At 71.9% G+C, this 14215-nt stretch carries 13 protein-coding genes and 1 pseudogene; 10 read left to right on the top strand and 4 right to left on the bottom strand.

Annotated features, from left to right (window positions below; translation table 11 throughout):
- Positions 1-31 precede the first annotated feature (31 nt).
- Entirely contained in the window at positions 32-577 is a 546-nt protein-coding gene (locus tag ACIQMU_RS07230) for a hypothetical protein (protein WP_352241725.1), read from the bottom strand.
- Positions 578-707: 130 nt separating this feature from the next.
- Here ACIQMU_RS07230 and ACIQMU_RS07225 point away from each other — a divergent pair, with 130 nt between their 5' ends.
- Positions 708-1436 carry a response regulator transcription factor gene (locus ACIQMU_RS07225; RefSeq protein WP_352241726.1) on the top strand — a complete coding sequence of 243 codons (729 nt, stop codon included), beginning with the start codon at positions 708-710 and terminating at the stop codon, positions 1434-1436.
- A 31-nt stretch (positions 1437-1467) separates the two neighbouring features.
- Positions 1468-2901: a HAMP domain-containing sensor histidine kinase gene (locus tag ACIQMU_RS07220; protein ID WP_352241727.1), complete on the top strand. Its 1434-nt coding sequence runs from the start codon at positions 1468-1470 to the stop codon at positions 2899-2901.
- Positions 2902-3315: 414 nt separating this feature from the next.
- Here ACIQMU_RS07220 and ACIQMU_RS07215 read toward each other — a convergent pair.
- Positions 3316-3828: pseudogene (locus tag ACIQMU_RS07215) on the bottom strand (aspartate-alanine antiporter); the annotation flags it as partial.
- Between the two features lie 363 nt (positions 3829-4191).
- On the opposite strand from ACIQMU_RS07215, the gene ACIQMU_RS07210 reads away from it, so the two are divergent.
- The 7 genes from ACIQMU_RS07210 (at position 4192) to ACIQMU_RS07180 (ending at position 12004) form a co-directional block, all read left to right on the top strand.
- A complete protein-coding gene (locus ACIQMU_RS07210) occupies positions 4192-5514 on the top strand; it encodes an ABC transporter substrate-binding protein (protein WP_352241728.1) in 1323 nt (440 codons plus the stop codon).
- 166 nt (positions 5515-5680) lie between these two features.
- Positions 5681-6679, top strand: coding sequence for a carbohydrate ABC transporter permease (locus ACIQMU_RS07205; RefSeq protein WP_097870632.1), 999 nt, complete (start codon positions 5681-5683; stop codon positions 6677-6679).
- A 14-nt stretch (positions 6680-6693) separates the two neighbouring features.
- The gene (locus ACIQMU_RS07200) at positions 6694-7614 is read left to right on the top strand and encodes a carbohydrate ABC transporter permease (RefSeq protein WP_352241730.1); all 921 of its coding nucleotides are present in this window, start codon (positions 6694-6696) and stop codon (positions 7612-7614) included.
- Positions 7615-7737: 123 nt separating this feature from the next.
- Positions 7738-9207 carry a GH1 family beta-glucosidase gene (locus ACIQMU_RS07195; protein ID WP_352241731.1) on the top strand — a complete coding sequence of 490 codons (1470 nt, stop codon included), beginning with the start codon at positions 7738-7740 and terminating at the stop codon, positions 9205-9207.
- A gap of 168 nt (positions 9208-9375) precedes the next feature.
- Positions 9376-10413, top strand: coding sequence for a LacI family DNA-binding transcriptional regulator (locus ACIQMU_RS07190; protein WP_352241732.1), 1038 nt, complete (start codon positions 9376-9378; stop codon positions 10411-10413).
- 260 nt (positions 10414-10673) lie between these two features.
- Positions 10674-11264 (top strand): lytic polysaccharide monooxygenase, encoded by a 591-nt coding sequence (locus ACIQMU_RS07185; protein ID WP_402688404.1) that lies wholly within the window; start codon positions 10674-10676, stop codon positions 11262-11264.
- Between the two features lie 476 nt (positions 11265-11740).
- Entirely contained in the window at positions 11741-12004 is a 264-nt protein-coding gene (locus tag ACIQMU_RS07180) for a helix-turn-helix domain-containing protein (protein WP_402688403.1), read from the top strand.
- A 349-nt stretch (positions 12005-12353) separates the two neighbouring features.
- Here ACIQMU_RS07180 and ACIQMU_RS07175 read toward each other — a convergent pair whose 3' ends face one another.
- Complete coding sequence (locus tag ACIQMU_RS07175) at positions 12354-12569, bottom strand: hypothetical protein (protein WP_402688402.1); 216 nt, start codon at positions 12567-12569, stop codon at positions 12354-12356.
- 102 nt (positions 12570-12671) lie between these two features.
- Complete coding sequence (locus ACIQMU_RS07170) at positions 12672-13901, bottom strand: multiprotein-bridging factor 1 family protein (protein ID WP_402688401.1); 1230 nt, start codon at positions 13899-13901, stop codon at positions 12672-12674.
- A gap of 91 nt (positions 13902-13992) precedes the next feature.
- On the opposite strand from ACIQMU_RS07170, the gene ACIQMU_RS07165 reads away from it, so the two are divergent.
- Complete coding sequence (locus ACIQMU_RS07165) at positions 13993-14190, top strand: hypothetical protein (protein WP_402688400.1); 198 nt, start codon at positions 13993-13995, stop codon at positions 14188-14190.
- Positions 14191-14215 lie beyond the last annotated feature (25 nt).

Raw genomic sequence — 14215 nt, 5'->3', positions numbered from 1 at the left:
ACGACCGAGCCGTGCTCGGGGCCGCCCCGGATCACGGCTTCACGACCTGCACCCTCGGCGGCGTCCCGTTCCAGGTGCAGAACACCGAGTACGTCCTCCCGCTCTCCCCGCCCCCGTCGCTGAAGTCCACCCGGATCCAGGCGTCGTTCGTCCACACCCGCATCGACCAGCCCGGTCCGGGCGTCGCCGAGACGAGTTTCGCCGCGTCGGCGCCCAGCTCGAACACGACCCGCCCGCCGCCGGTGCGATAGCTCCTCACCTCGCCCCTGGGCGTCGGGGCGGACCGCTTCACCGGCGTGGCCGACGGCGTACGGGAGGGGCGCGCGGCCGGTGGCGAGGAGCTCGCGCCGCCGCCGGCGCGCGGTGGGGCGGAGGGCGGTGGCGTCCCCCGGTGCGTCGAGGAGATGAGCGGCTCCCCGGTGCTCCGAGGAGGCCCGGAACCCACCGAGACCGGCACGGCCCGGGGCGGGTCGTACGCCGTCCCCGTCATAACCGTGTGCACCCCCCACCACGTGAGTGTGACCGCCGCGCCCGTGGCGAGCGTCCACGCCAGCGCGTGTACGAGTCCTCGTTGCATCCGGCACATCCTGCATCACCCCGCCCGCGCCCGGCTCCCCCGGGCCCTGGCGACCGCCCTTCTCCGGCCTTTGCGGAGGTTTCCGACGAGGCCGGGACCGGGCCCGCCGGCATGGCGTACGGTGCCGCCCATGGCAAGTGTGCTCGTGGTCGAGGACGACCAGTTCGTACGTTCCGCCCTCATCCGGCACCTCAGTGAGGCCGCCCACACGGTACGGAGCGTGGGCACCGCGCTGGAAGCGCTGCGCGAGGTCGCGCACTTCCGCTTCGACGTGGTCATCCTCGACCTCGGACTGCCCGACCTGGACGGCGCCGAGGCGCTGAAGATGCTGCGCTCCATCACCGACGTGCCCGTGATCATCGCCACCGCCCGGGACGACGAGAGCGAGATCGTCCGGCTGCTCAACGACGGCGCCGACGACTACCTGACGAAGCCGTTCTCCGTCGAGCACCTCTCCGCCCGGATGGCCGCGGTGCTGCGCCGCTCGCGCGCCGCCGCGGGGGAGAACCCACCGCCCAGGGTCATCAGCGTCGGCGGGCTCTCCATCGACCCGCTGCGCCGCAGCGCCGTGCTGGACGGGGCCGAACTCGACCTGACCCGCCGCGAATTCGACCTGCTCACCTTCCTGGCCGGGCGGCCCGGCGTGGTCGTCGCCCGGAAGGAACTGCTGGCCGAGGTCTGGCAGCAGTCCTACGGCGACGACCAGACCATCGACGTCCACCTGTCCTGGCTCCGCCGCAAGCTCGGAGAGACCGCCGCCCGCCCGCGCTATCTGCACACCCTGCGCGGCGTCGGCGTGAAGCTCCAGCCCCCGGCCGAGAGCCCCGCCGGCACCCCGGCCATGGAGCCGCCCGCATGAGAGCCGACACCCCGGCCATGGAGCCGCCCGCATGAGGTGGGCCCTGGTCAAGGTCGCTCTGGCGGTCACCGCCATGGTCGTCATCGCGTTCGCCGTACCGCTCGGGCTCGTCATCCGGGAGATGGCCGGCGACCGGGCGTTCTCCGACGCCGAACGCCAGGCCGCGATGATCGGCCCGACCCTCTCCATCACCACCGACCGCGAGGAGCTGACCCGGGCCGTCCTGTCCACCGAGGCGGGCGACCGGGGCCGCCTCGCCGTCCATGTGCCCGCCGAGGACGGCCCCTTGGACATCGGAACCCGGCGCGCCACCGCCACGGACGTGGAGACCGTGCGCAAGGCCGGCCGCGCCTCCGTCAGCGAGGTCGCCGGCGGCTTCGCGCTCCTCCAGCCGACCGCGCTGGGCACCGGGGACATCGCCGTCGTCGAGGTGTTCGTCGCCGAGCGCGAGGTCTCCCACGGGGTCGCCACCGCCTGGCTGATGCTGGCGGGCGTCGGCGTCGCGCTGATCGTCGGCTCGGTCGCCGTGGCCGACCGGCTCGGCGTGCGGATGGTGCAGCCCGCCCAGCGGCTCGCGGGCGCCGCCCGGGACCTGGGGGAGGGCCGCCTCGGCACCCGGGTCCCCGAGGAGGGGCCCACCGAACTGCGCTCCGCGGCCGTCGCGTTCAACTCCATGGCCGACCAGGTCGTCCAGCTCCTGGCCAACGAGCGCGAACTGGCCGCCGACCTCTCGCACCGGCTGCGCACCCCGCTCACCGTGCTCCGGCTGAACGCCGCTTCCCTCGGCGAGGGCCCGGCGGCCGAGCAGACCCGGGCGGCGGTCCAGCAGCTGGAGCACGAGGTCGACACGATCATCCGCACCGCCCGCGAACAGCGCCCGCAGACCCAGGGCGGGCAGGCGGGCGCGGGCTGCGACGCCTCCGAGGTGATCCGCGAACGCATGGGCTTCTGGTCGGCCCTCGCGGAGGACGAGGGCCGCGAGGTGCGCCTGGCGGGCGTGGACCGTACGGTCCGCATCCCCGTGGCCCGGCCCGAACTGGCCGCCGCCCTCGACGCGTTGCTCGGCAATGTCTTCCGCCACACCCCCGAGGGCACCGCCTTCTCCGTCGACGTCCACCACAGCGGCGACGCGGTCATCGTGCTCGTCTCCGACGCCGGCCCGGGGATCCCCGACCCGGAGGCGGCCCTCGCCCGGGGCGGCAGCGGACGCGACGGGGCGAGCGGGGCCGTCGGCTCCACCGGACTCGGCCTGGACATCGTGCGCCAGGTCGCCGAGTCCACCGGCGGTGACCTGCGCATCGGGCGGTCCGTCCTCGGCGGCGCGGAGGTCCGGATCTGGATCGGCCTCAACGGTGGCCGTCCCGAGCGCGGCCGGCGCGGACACGGCCGCCGGGTCGCCCGCCGGGCCGGCCGGCAGCGGCGCGGGGAGACCCGGGCGGCGGCCGGCCCCGGGCCCCGGCATTAACCCGCCCCCATGTGTTCCTTAAGCGCGCCCTAAGAACGTCAGGCGCTGCCCGTAACGCCCTCTTCGCCCGTTGCGTTGCCGCTAGCGTGCTCATACGTCACCCCCCAGTGGCCCGCACGCCCCGCCCGACGCCAACGGCACCAGTCCCCGACCGTTCACGCCCCCCAGCGCGCAGCCCCCTCGACCGTTCACGCCCCCCACAGCGCAGCCCCCGACCATTCACGCCCCCCACCGCGCGTCCCGGCCGGACCCCACCCCACCTCCGGCCGGGGCGCGTTCCTCTCCCGGCGCCCGGCCCGACGGGTCCCTCGGGCGCCGGACGGTCCGGAGCCGCCGGCCCGCCACTCCCGCGCGTACGCGTCGAAGATCGCCCGCAGGCGGTGGCCGATCTGCAGGTAGTCCAGGTCGTCCGGACACGATGGTGATCAGGCCGCACGAGTAGCAGACCGTGTACGCGGTGGCCACGTGCCCCAGGTGCGGGCTGACCTGTTCGGCGGCCAGGTGGACGAGCTTGCCGATGGCCTCGGTCGCCGTTCCCACGACGGCGGACTTTGTGGCCGCCCCCGCGAGGATGCCGGCCGCCGTGCCCACGTCCAGGTCGAAGACCTCGGCGAGCCCGTAGGCGATGCCGAGGACACAGACCGGTCCGATCAGGCAGAGCGTGAAGAAGCGCAGGCTTCCGCGGTTGAGGTTGGCGCAGAACTGCGGCCCGGCCATGTAGCCGAGCGGGAGGATGAACAGGCCGAAGGAGACCGTCTCGACGTCGGCGTCGACGCTGACGTGCCGGGTGCCGACCAGCAGCGACACGATCAGGGCGCCGCAGATGCCGCCGAGCGTGATCGGGCCGACACGGAGCTTGCCGACGAGATAGCCGGCCGCGAGGCAGAGGAAGAGGGCCAGTTCGGGATGGTCGCGCAGCACGCCCATCCCGTCTCACTCACCGGAGCCGGTGTCGGCGACCAGGGTGGTCAAAGGGTATATAAGCGAGAAAACAACGGGGGTTCCATGTGCCGGCACTTCGCCTGTCCCGGCCCGCCCCCGTTCACCTCTCGACGGGAGGGCGGCTTCAGGACCCCTCCGTGGCGCGCCGGACATCCCTCGGCAACGGAATCGTCTTCAACTCTTGACACCCACCCCCTTTAGGCAGCAACCTTCCGGCAACGGCGCATGGGAGCGCTCCCACTCTGGGGGAAGGTCTCGCGCGCTTCCTCTTCCAGCACCACACCCGACGCCCTCCGCCGTGCAGCGCGGAACAGCGCCGGTACCCACCCCGGAACAAGGAGCAGTGGAATGCGCATCACCCGCAGCGTTGCCGGTCGACGCCTAAGAGCCGCCCACGTGGCCACCACGGGCCTTACGGTCACCGCCCTCCTCCTCGTCGGATGCGGCGGCTCGTCCGACTCCGACAAGGGGGCCGACGCGGACGGGAACATCACCCTGACCGTCGCCGACTTCGGGCAGTTCGGGTACAAGGAGGCCGGGCTCTTCGAGAAGTACCACGAGTTGAACCCGAAGATCACGGTGAAGGAGGACACCACCGCCGAGGAGAAGAACTACTACCCCAAGCTCCTCCAGCAGCTGAACTCCGGCAGCGGCCTCGCCGACGTCCAGGGCATCGAGGTCGGCCGGATCAAGGAGATCGTCGACACCAAGGCGGACTCCTTCGCCGACCTCTCCAAGACGATCGCCGTGGACGAGTGGGTGTCGTGGAAGGCGAAGCAGGCCACCGCCCCCAGCGGCGCGGTCATCGGCGCGGGCACCGACATCGGCCCCATGTCCCTCTGCTACAACCGTGAGCTGTTCGAGAAGGCAGGACTGCCCACCGACCGCACCGAGGTGGCGAAGCTGACCGAGGGCGGCTGGGAGGACTTCCTCGCCCTCGGCGAGCAGTACAAGAAGAAGGCCCCCGAGGGCACCTACTTCATGGACTCGGCGAGCGCCATGTTCAACGCCGTGGTCAGCTCCAGCCCCGAGCAGTACTACGACGCCGACGGCAAGCCGATCTACCAGGAGAGCGCCAGCGTCGAGAAGGGCTGGAAGCTCGCCGCCGAGGCCGCGTCCAAGAAGCTGACGCAGGGCCTGGCCCAGTTCGAGGACCAGTGGCAGGCGGCCCTGCGCAAGAGCACCGTCGCCACCGTCGTCTGCCCGGCCTGGATGGCCGGCCAGATCTCCACGTACGCCGGTGACGCCAACAAGGGCAAGTGGGACATCACCAGCGCGCCCGGCGGCACCTCCGCCAACTGGGGCGGCTCCTTCCTCGCCGTCCCCAAGTCCGGGAAGAACGTCACCGAGGCCACCAAGCTCGTCAAGTGGCTGACCGCCCCCGAGCAGCAGGCCGCCGTCTTCAAGGCGATCGGCGTGTTCCCCTCCAACCAGGGCGCCTACGAGCTGCCCGACGTGAAGAACGCGACCCTGCCGTACTTCAACGACGCCCCCATCGGCCAGATCTACGCCGACGGCGCGAAGTCCATCCCCGAGGCGGTCCTCGGCCCGAAGGACGGCGTGATCAAGGACTCCATCTCCACCCAGATCAACAACATGGAGCAGCGCGGCACGAGCCCCGACGACGCCTGGGAGGCGGCCGTGCGGACGATCGACAAGGCCATCGGCTGACCTGACACCCGGCACCCGACGCCAGGCATCCGGACCCCGGAGCCCGGCCGGCCCCAGCCGATCGAAGCGCCGGGGCGGGCACACCCGCCCGCCCCGGCCGCCCGCCCGCCCATCTCTCCAGCCGCCCCGGCCGTCCGTCGGCGCACCCAGGGAAGGACTCCCGCCCGTGGCAACCTCGACCCCCACCCGGGATGCGTACGCGACCCCGCCCCGCGAACCGAAGAAGGAACCGCCCAGCGAACGGCGGCAGTTGTGGCGCAGCCGGCTGTGGCGGTTCGACGACAAGGCGTCCCCGTACGCGTACATCGCGCCGTTCTTCCTCGTCTTCGGGGCCTTCGGCCTCTACCCGCTCCTCTACACCGGCTGGATCGCGCTGCACCGGGTGGAGATGACCGGCCTGGACTCGATGGAGTGGGTGGGCTGGGAGAACTTCGACAAGATCCTGCACGACCCCGAGTTCTGGACCTCGGTCAGCAACACGTTCCTGATCGGCGTCATCTCCACCGTCCCGCAGCTCCTGGTCGCCCTCGGCCTGGCTCACCTCCTCAACTACAAGCTGCGGGCCAGCACCTTCTGGCGCACGATCATCCTCACCCCGTACGCGACCTCGGTCGCCTCGGCCGCCCTCGTCTTCGCCCTGGTGTTCCGGGCCGACGGCGGACTGCTGAACTGGACGCTCGGCCTCGTCGGCTTCGACCCGGTCAACTGGGCCAACGGGCACTGGACCTCGAAGCTCGCCATCTCCATCATCGTCATCTGGCGCTGGACCGGCTACAACGCGCTGATCTACCTAGCCGCGATGCAGGCCGTACCCAACGACCTCTACGAAGCGGCCTCGTTGGACGGCGCCTCGCGCTGGCAGCAGTTCCGCAAGGTGACCATCCCCTCGCTGCGGCCGACGATCCTGTTCACCATCGTCATCTCCACCATCGGCTCCATGCAGCTGTTCGGCGAGCCGCTGCTGCTGGAGGGCGGCGCGCTGGGCGCCACCGGCGGCAACGAGAACCAGTACGAGACGCTCAGCATCTACCTCTACAACTACGGCTGGAACCTCGGACATCTCGGTCCGGCCGCCGCCGTCGCCTGGGCGATGCTCGCCCTTCTCCTCCTCATCGCCGCGGCCAACTGGTTCATCGGCCGATTCGTCCGCAAGTCCGCGGTCTGACCGGGAGCGCATCCATGACCATGACCAGCCCCACGCACACCGCCCCCGTGAAGCTCGCGCCGGCCCCGAAGGGCGGCGCCCCGCAGCGGCCGAGCCGCTTCCGGATGGGCGCGGGACAGCAGATGAAGGGCGGCCCCTTCGCGTACATCGCGCTCGCCGTCGTCGGCTTCGGCTCGCTGCTGCCGCTCTACTGGACCCTGGTCGCGGCCTCCCGCACCCAGGACGAGGTCCTCGCCTCCACCCCGCCGTTCCTCCCGGGCGGCAAACTGTTCGAGAACGTCCAGACCGCCTGGGAGCAGGCCAGCCTCGGCAAGGCGATTCTCAACAGCATCATCGTCTCCTCCTCCATCACGCTGGCGACGCTCTTCTTCTGCACGCTCGCCGGTTACGCCTTCGCCAAGATGCGCTTCCGGGGCCGCGGTTGGCTGATGACCGCGGTCATCGCCACCCTCACCATCCCGCCGCAGCTCAGCGTCGTCCCGCTGTTCATGATGATGTCCGGCCTCGGCTGGGGCGGGCAGCTCGAATCGGTGATCTTCCCGACGCTGGTGAGCGCGTTCGGCGTGTTCTTCATGCGCCAGTACCTCATCGAGGCCCTGCCGTACGAGCTGATCGAGGCGGCCAAGATCGACGGCGCGAACAACCTCCGCATCGTGGTGAGCGTGGTGCTGCCGGTCGCGCGCCCCGCGATGATGGTGCTCGGGATGCTCACCTTCGTCCAGGCGTGGAACGACTTCTTCTGGCCCTACCTGGCCCTCAACCAGCAGAACCCGACGCTCCAGGTGGCCCTCGGCCAGCTCAGCGCCTCGTACACCCCCGACCAGTCGATCGTGATGGCGGGCGCGCTGATCAGCACGCTGCCGTTGCTGGCGGTGTTCGTCATCTTCGGCAAGAAGATCGTCGGCGGGATCATGTCCGGCGCGGTCAAGGGCTGACGGCCCTCCGCCTCTCCTCTTCCCCGGGCCCGTCACTCCCGCCCTCTGCCACTCACCCCTGCCCGTCCGGTCCCTCCTGCCCCCTTCCTCAGACCCCTCACTCTTCCCAGGGAGCGCTCCCGCATGACAGCCGTCCGACCTGACACGGTCCCGCAGCAGGCCCCCGCCGCCACGCCCTCCTTCCCGACCGGCTTCCTCTGGGGCGCGGCCACCGCCGCGTACCAGGTGGAGGGCGCGGCCGGCGAGAACGGCCGCACCCCGTCCATCTGGGACACCTTCAGCCACACGCCCGGCCGGGTCCTCAACGGGGACACCGGCGACGTGGCCGCCGACCACTTCCACCGCTACCGCGACGACGTCGCCCTGATGAAGCGCCTCGGGCTCCAGGCGTACCGCTTCTCGGTCTCCTGGTCCCGCGTCCAGCCCACCGGCCGGGGGCCCGCCGTGGAGCGCGGCCTCGACTTCTACCGGTCGCTCGTCGACGAGCTGCTGGCGGCCGGCATCACGCCCGTCGCCACGCTCTACCACTGGGACCTGCCCCAGGAGTTGGAGGACGCGGGCGGCTGGCCCGAGCGCGCGACGGCCGAACGGTTCGCCGACTACGCCGCCATCATGGGCCGCGCGCTGGGCGACCGGGTCGGCATGTGGACCACGCTGAACGAGCCCTGGTGCTCCGCCTTCCTCGGCTACGGCTCCGGCGTCCACGCGCCCGGCCGCACCGAACCGGCCGCCGCGCTGCGGGCCGCCCACCACCTCAACCTCGCCCACGGCCGGGCGGCCGAGGCGCTGCGCGCCAACCTCCCCGCTGCCGCGCAGACCTCGGTCACCCTCAACCTCCACCAGGTGCGTCCGCTGACCGACAGCGAGGCGGACGCGGACGCGGCGCGCCGGATCGACGCGGTGGGCAACCGAATCTTCACCGGCCCGATGCTCCACGGCGCCTACCCCAAGGACCTCCTGGCCGACACCGAACGCATCGTGAACTGGCCGGAGTTGATTAAGGAGGGCGACCTCGCCGCGATCGCGCACCCGATCGACGTCCTCGGCGTCAACTACTACACGCCCACCATCGTCAGCGCGTCGGCCTCCGGCGCCGGCGACACCCGCAACGACGGCCACGGCAGCAGCGAGCACTCCCCGTGGCCCGGCTCGGAGCACGTCGCCTTCCACCTCGCCGAGGGCCGGCCGGTCACCGCGATGAACTGGTCGGTCAAGCCCGAGGGCCTGTACGACCTCCTCATGGACGTCTCGCGCGAGCGCCCGGACCTGCCGCTGATGGTCACGGAGAACGGCGCCGCCTTCGACGACGCCCCGGACGAGGACGGCCGGGTCCACGACCCCGAGCGCATCGCCTACCTGCACGGGCACCTGGACGCGGTGCGCCGGGCGGCGGCCGACGGGGCGGACGTGCGGGGCTACTTCCTCTGGTCCCTCATGGACAACTTCGAGTGGGGCTACGGCTACGCGAAGCGCTTCGGCGCGGTGTACATCGACTACGCGAGCCAGCTCCGCACACCCAAGTCCAGCGCCTACTGGTACAGCGACGTGATCGCCCGCCACGCACTGCCCCCGGCGGCCGGTCCCGACGCCTGACCTCGTGACACCTGTGGGCCCGGTCACGCCCGACCGGGCCCACAGCTCTGTGCGCCCAACCTTGGGAGCGCTCCCAATACACTGTCCGTACGCTCGTCGGGGTGATCGATCCACGACTTGGATTGACTGTACGGCTGTGAGAAATTGACCGGGAACGGGGAGGCAGCCATGGCGGCAGCGCGAGTACGGAGCGGCGGGCGGCCCACGCTCGAAGAGGTGGCGGCGCGGGCCGGGGTCGGCCGGGGCACCGCCTCACGGGTCATCAACGGATCCCCCCGGGTCAGCGTCGCGACGCGCGAGGCGGTCGAGGCGGCGGTGGCCGAGCTGGGGTACGTCCCCAACCGCGCCGCCCGCGCCCTGGCGGGCAACCGCACCGACGCCATCGCCCTGGTGGTGCCCGAACCGGAGACCCGCTTCTTCGCCGAACCGTACTTCTCGGCGATAGTGCGGGGGGTCGGTGCGGCCCTCGCGGACACCGAGATGCAGTTGCTCCTCACCCTCGTCGGCAGCGACCGCGAGCGCCGCCGCCTCGCCCAGTACCTCACCGCCCACCGCGTCGACGGGGTCCTCCTGGTCGCCGTGCACGCCGATGACCCGCTGCCGGAGCTCCTGGAGCAACTGGGCATGCCCTGCGTGATCAGCGGCGCCCGGGACGCGGCCGAGACGCTGCCCTCCGTCGACTCCGACAACTTCGAGGGCGCGCGGGCCGCCGTCGAGCACCTGGTCTCCCGGGGCCGCCGCCAGGTGGCCACGATCACCGGCCGCCTGGAGGTCTACGGCGCCCAGCGCCGCCTCGACGGCTACCGCGCGGCGGTCTCCGCCGCCGGCCTGGCCCCCGACGAGCGCCTCATCGCCCCCGCCGACTTCACGGAGGAGGGCGGCGCGCGTGCCATGCGCGACCTCCTGGCCCGCCGCCCCGGCCTCGACGCGGTCTTCGTCGCCTCCGACGTGATGGCCGCCGGCGCCCGCCAGGTCCTGCGCGAGGCGGACCGCCGCATCCCCGAGGACGTGGCCCTGGTCGGCTTCGACGACTCCGTGGTCGCCCGCCACATGCACCCGGCCCTCACCAGCGTCCGCCAGCCCATAGAGGAGATGGGCCGCCGCATGACCCAGCTCCTGCTGGACGAGATCGCGGGCCGGGCCCCGGGCGGCGAGCGGCCCTCGGTGGTACTGCCCACGGAGCTGGTGGTCCGCGACTCGTCGTGAGCGGGGAGCGGGCGCGTTTCCTGACGCACGCGGGGCGGGCGTGCCCTCGCGGGCCCCGCCCCCCCCGGCCTCCCCGGTCCGGAGGCCGTCCCGCCGCGTCCGCGGCCCTGTGCGCTTCCGGCGGGCCCGGCAGCGCACGACATTGGTATGGACATGATCAAGGGACAGAGCTAGCCTCCGTCTTGGTCTAGACCAAGCGCGACGAGCCGTCGCCCGGTCCGTCCGTCCGCATGCTCCACCCCTCACTCCAGGAGCCCCACATGCGCAGAAAGATCACCTCCTTACTCCTCGGCCTCGGCATCGCCGGGGTCTCCCTGCTGGCCACTTCCGGCAGCGCGCAGAGCCACGGGTACACCGACTCGCCCGTCAGCAGGCAGCAGCTCTGCGGCAACGGCACCGTCCGCGGCTGCGGGCAGATCCAGTGGGAGCCCCCGAGCGTCGAAGGGCCCAAGAGCTTCCCGGCACGCGGGCCCCGCGACGGTCTGATCTGCGCCGGGGGCAACCAGCGGTTCGCCGAGCTGGACGACCCGCGCGGCGGGTCCTGGCCCGCCTCCGCCGTGAGCGCCGGGGCGAGCCACACCTTCCGCTGGCGGATCACCGCCCGGCACGCCACGACCGACTTCCGGTACTACGTCACCAAGGACGGCTACGACCCCGCGAAACCCCTCACCCGGGCCGACCTGGAGCCGCAGCCCTTCCTGACCGTGCCCTTCGGCGGCCGGCAGCCGAGCTCCGTCGTCAGTCACTCCGGCACCCTGCCGCAGAAGTCGGGCAAGCACCTGATCCTCGGCGTCTGGACCATCGCGGACACCGGCAACGCCTTCTACGCCTGCTCCGACGTCAGGTTCTGAGCGAGCGCCCCCCGCGGCCCGCCAAGGGGCCCCGAAGGCGTCACGACAGACAGAAGGGCCCCGGTCCGAAGACCGGGGCCCTTTCCTCAGGGTGAGTAACGGGACTTGAACCTGTTCCTTGAACATATTGTGACCTGTGGCGATGTCGAATACCCGGACATTCTGGTGTAGTTCGATGACGCTCGATGCCGCTAAACGCTGCTGGGTGAGGGCGGCTGTTCCCGTGGGAACAGCCGCTAATCGAGGTGGCCCCCTCGCCCCGAGTGAGTAGCAAATCCCGTGACCGCAACAGGAATGCAACAGCGCCCCCACCGTGAGGCAGGGGCGCTGTCGACCGCTCCGCCGCAGCCTGGGGGGCAGTGCGGGGAGGGCCGTCTCGATGGGGGGTTCCTTGCTGTTGCCCCGGGCTTTCTTGATCAAGCAAAGCAGGTTCTATCCTGCATGCAAAACGATCTTGACCGGTCAGCGTGGGAAGCGTGCCTCGCGTCATCCCGCCAGACCCCCGCATCCTGGAGCGACGACGGCGGATCGCTGGCCAGATCAGGGCCGCCCGGCTGCACGCCAACCTGAGCCAGCAGGACGTCATCGGGCGCACCGGCATGGACCGGTCCGCCTACCAAGACCTCGAAGCCGGGCGCACCAGTCCGCTGCTCGACAGCCTGCTGCGCATCTCCGACGCGATCGGTGTCCCGCTGTCCGACCTCGTCCGCGAGGGCCCGCCGGCCCCGGGCTCGCCGTGACCCGGGACCAGCGGGAGATCAGCGACGGCCGGTCGGGTACGACACCGGGTGCGCGCGGGAGACCTGGCACCCCCCGCGGTGCAGCACCACCGTGCCGCCAGCGCCGGACGCCCCAGGTATCGGGACCTGCTCCTCACACCCCGGCGGGATCGGCTGGTCGCAGCGGTCGCACCTCATACGGTCACCGCCGTACGCGCGTTCCGCCACGCCTGCCGCAGCCCGGCCGCGGTCTCGCAGTCCGCACCCTCCGTACGGCACGGGGCGCACGCCTGGGTGTGTCGGATGAACGCCGCGTAGGCCGCCTGTACCGCGGCTTCACCGGCCCGGTGCTGGGCCTCGACTGGCCCGGTCACCGCAGCCCCCCGGTGGGGACCGGGACGAGCGTCCCAGCGAGGAGCATGTCGAGGCGGTCGCGCAGGGCCTCGGCCTCCGTGCGGGACAGCACCAGCGGCACCTCGGCCTGGAGCTCGTCCAGGTCGTACAGTGCCACCGGCACCCGCACTTCGCCGGTCGTCGGGTCACCGATCGGTAAGGCCGCGCGCTGCGGCGACGCGTGCCAGGTCATGACGGACATCAAGGCCCCCTGAGTGGATGACGGGACGTCACCGTAAAGGGCCCGGCAGCAGAGAAGGGGGACAATCTGTCCCCCTGTCCCAGACTGTCCCCCTTACGCGGTCGCGATCCCGACATCCACGGCGAGCTTGGCCGCCTCCGGGCGCAGCGCCCGCGGCGCGGACCGCCACAGGTCCGCGGCCACCGTCCGGGCCGACGGGGTGTATGCCACGGTCTCCGCGCCGATGCGGTGCGCCATCTGCATCACGTGCAGCGCCGCCGTGCGGTCGCCTCGCTGGAGATGCCCGCGGGCGACCTCCACCCACAGGCGGGCCCGGCGCTCCACCGACGGCATGATGTCTGGGTCGATGTCGTCGGCCAGCCCGATCGCCTTCTGCGACTTCTTCAGATCGGTGGCCACGCTCACCGCATGGAAGTCCACGTTGGCACGCCCGAAGACGGTCGACGGGTGGACGTAGGCGGCCGGGAGGTTCTTCGCGACCTGATCGCCCTTCTCCCAGTACCGCCAGGCGTCCCCCTCCCTGCCCTCACGGGCGGCGGTCACCGCAGCGTGGAGCTGGAGCGCACCGTAGATCCCGCGCCAGTCCTCCGGTGCCCCGTCGAGGTGCGGGCGGATCAGGTCGGCCGCCTCCTCGACGACTCGCAGCGCCTCCGCCGGGTATGCCGTCTCGCGCAGAATGTTGCCGAGATTCCAGCTGGCCGCCGCTATGGCCGCAGGCTGGTCTGCTGCCTGCGCCGCGGTGAGCGCACGGTCCGCGACCACCCACGCGAGCTCGGCCGGCGCGACGTACGCCGTGGCCTGCCCCGTCAGCCTGTAGATGTCCGACAGGGCCACCTGCGCGCGGCGCCGCCGCTCGCCGTCGAGAGTCCGCACCGCGTGCTCCCCGTCGCGGATCAGTCCCGGCAACAGCGCGCCGACCTCGGTACGGTTCCGGGCCGAGGTATGCCACAGCCGCCACGTCTGATCCACCCGCCCCTGAAGCGACACCGGGTCCACCGGGCCGGCCGGAACCGCGGTGAGCGAGCGGGTCATGACCGCAGACCAGATGTCCGGCATCCCCGGGTGCGCGAGTCGGCCGAGCGGGGTCGCCGTCGCGGCGGCGGCTGGGGTATCGGTGCCGGTGATGACGGACAGGTCGGCGACCTGGAGGGCGGCGGCGAGCTGGAGCAGCAGCGGGTGGGAGGTGAGGTCGCGCTCGCCGGACTCGATCTTCTTCAGCCAGTCCGGGCCCCTGCCGCACAGCTGGGCGAGGACCGGGCGGGACATGCCGCGCGACTCGCGCAGGGCGCGGATCCGCTCGCCGGTGGTGAGGTCTGTGTCCATCGTGGTGCCCCTCCGTCTGGCTGGTGCCGTGGTCGCCAGGGTACGGCGGGCCGGTGGCCGTGGGGAGGGCGTACGGACGTACGATCCGGCCATGGCTGACATCGACCTTCCTGAGCACCTGATCGCCCTGGAGTCCACCGCGTGGGCGGAGCAGCAGGAAGGGCGGCTGACCGTGGCGACGGCGGCAGCGGTGCAGCAGGCCATCACCGAGCACGCGGCCGCGACCGGGGTGTCGCGGTACGAGGTGGAGAAGGCGGTCAAGCAGATCGTGCGGCACCCCGAGGGGTGATCACTTCGGCGGAGGCTCGAAGGTG

Source organism: Streptomyces sp. NPDC091649, assembly GCF_044756785.1.
In the GTDB taxonomy this organism is placed as follows: domain Bacteria; phylum Actinomycetota; class Actinomycetes; order Streptomycetales; family Streptomycetaceae; genus Streptomyces.
This window is presented reverse-complemented; position numbering and strand designations above follow the sequence as displayed.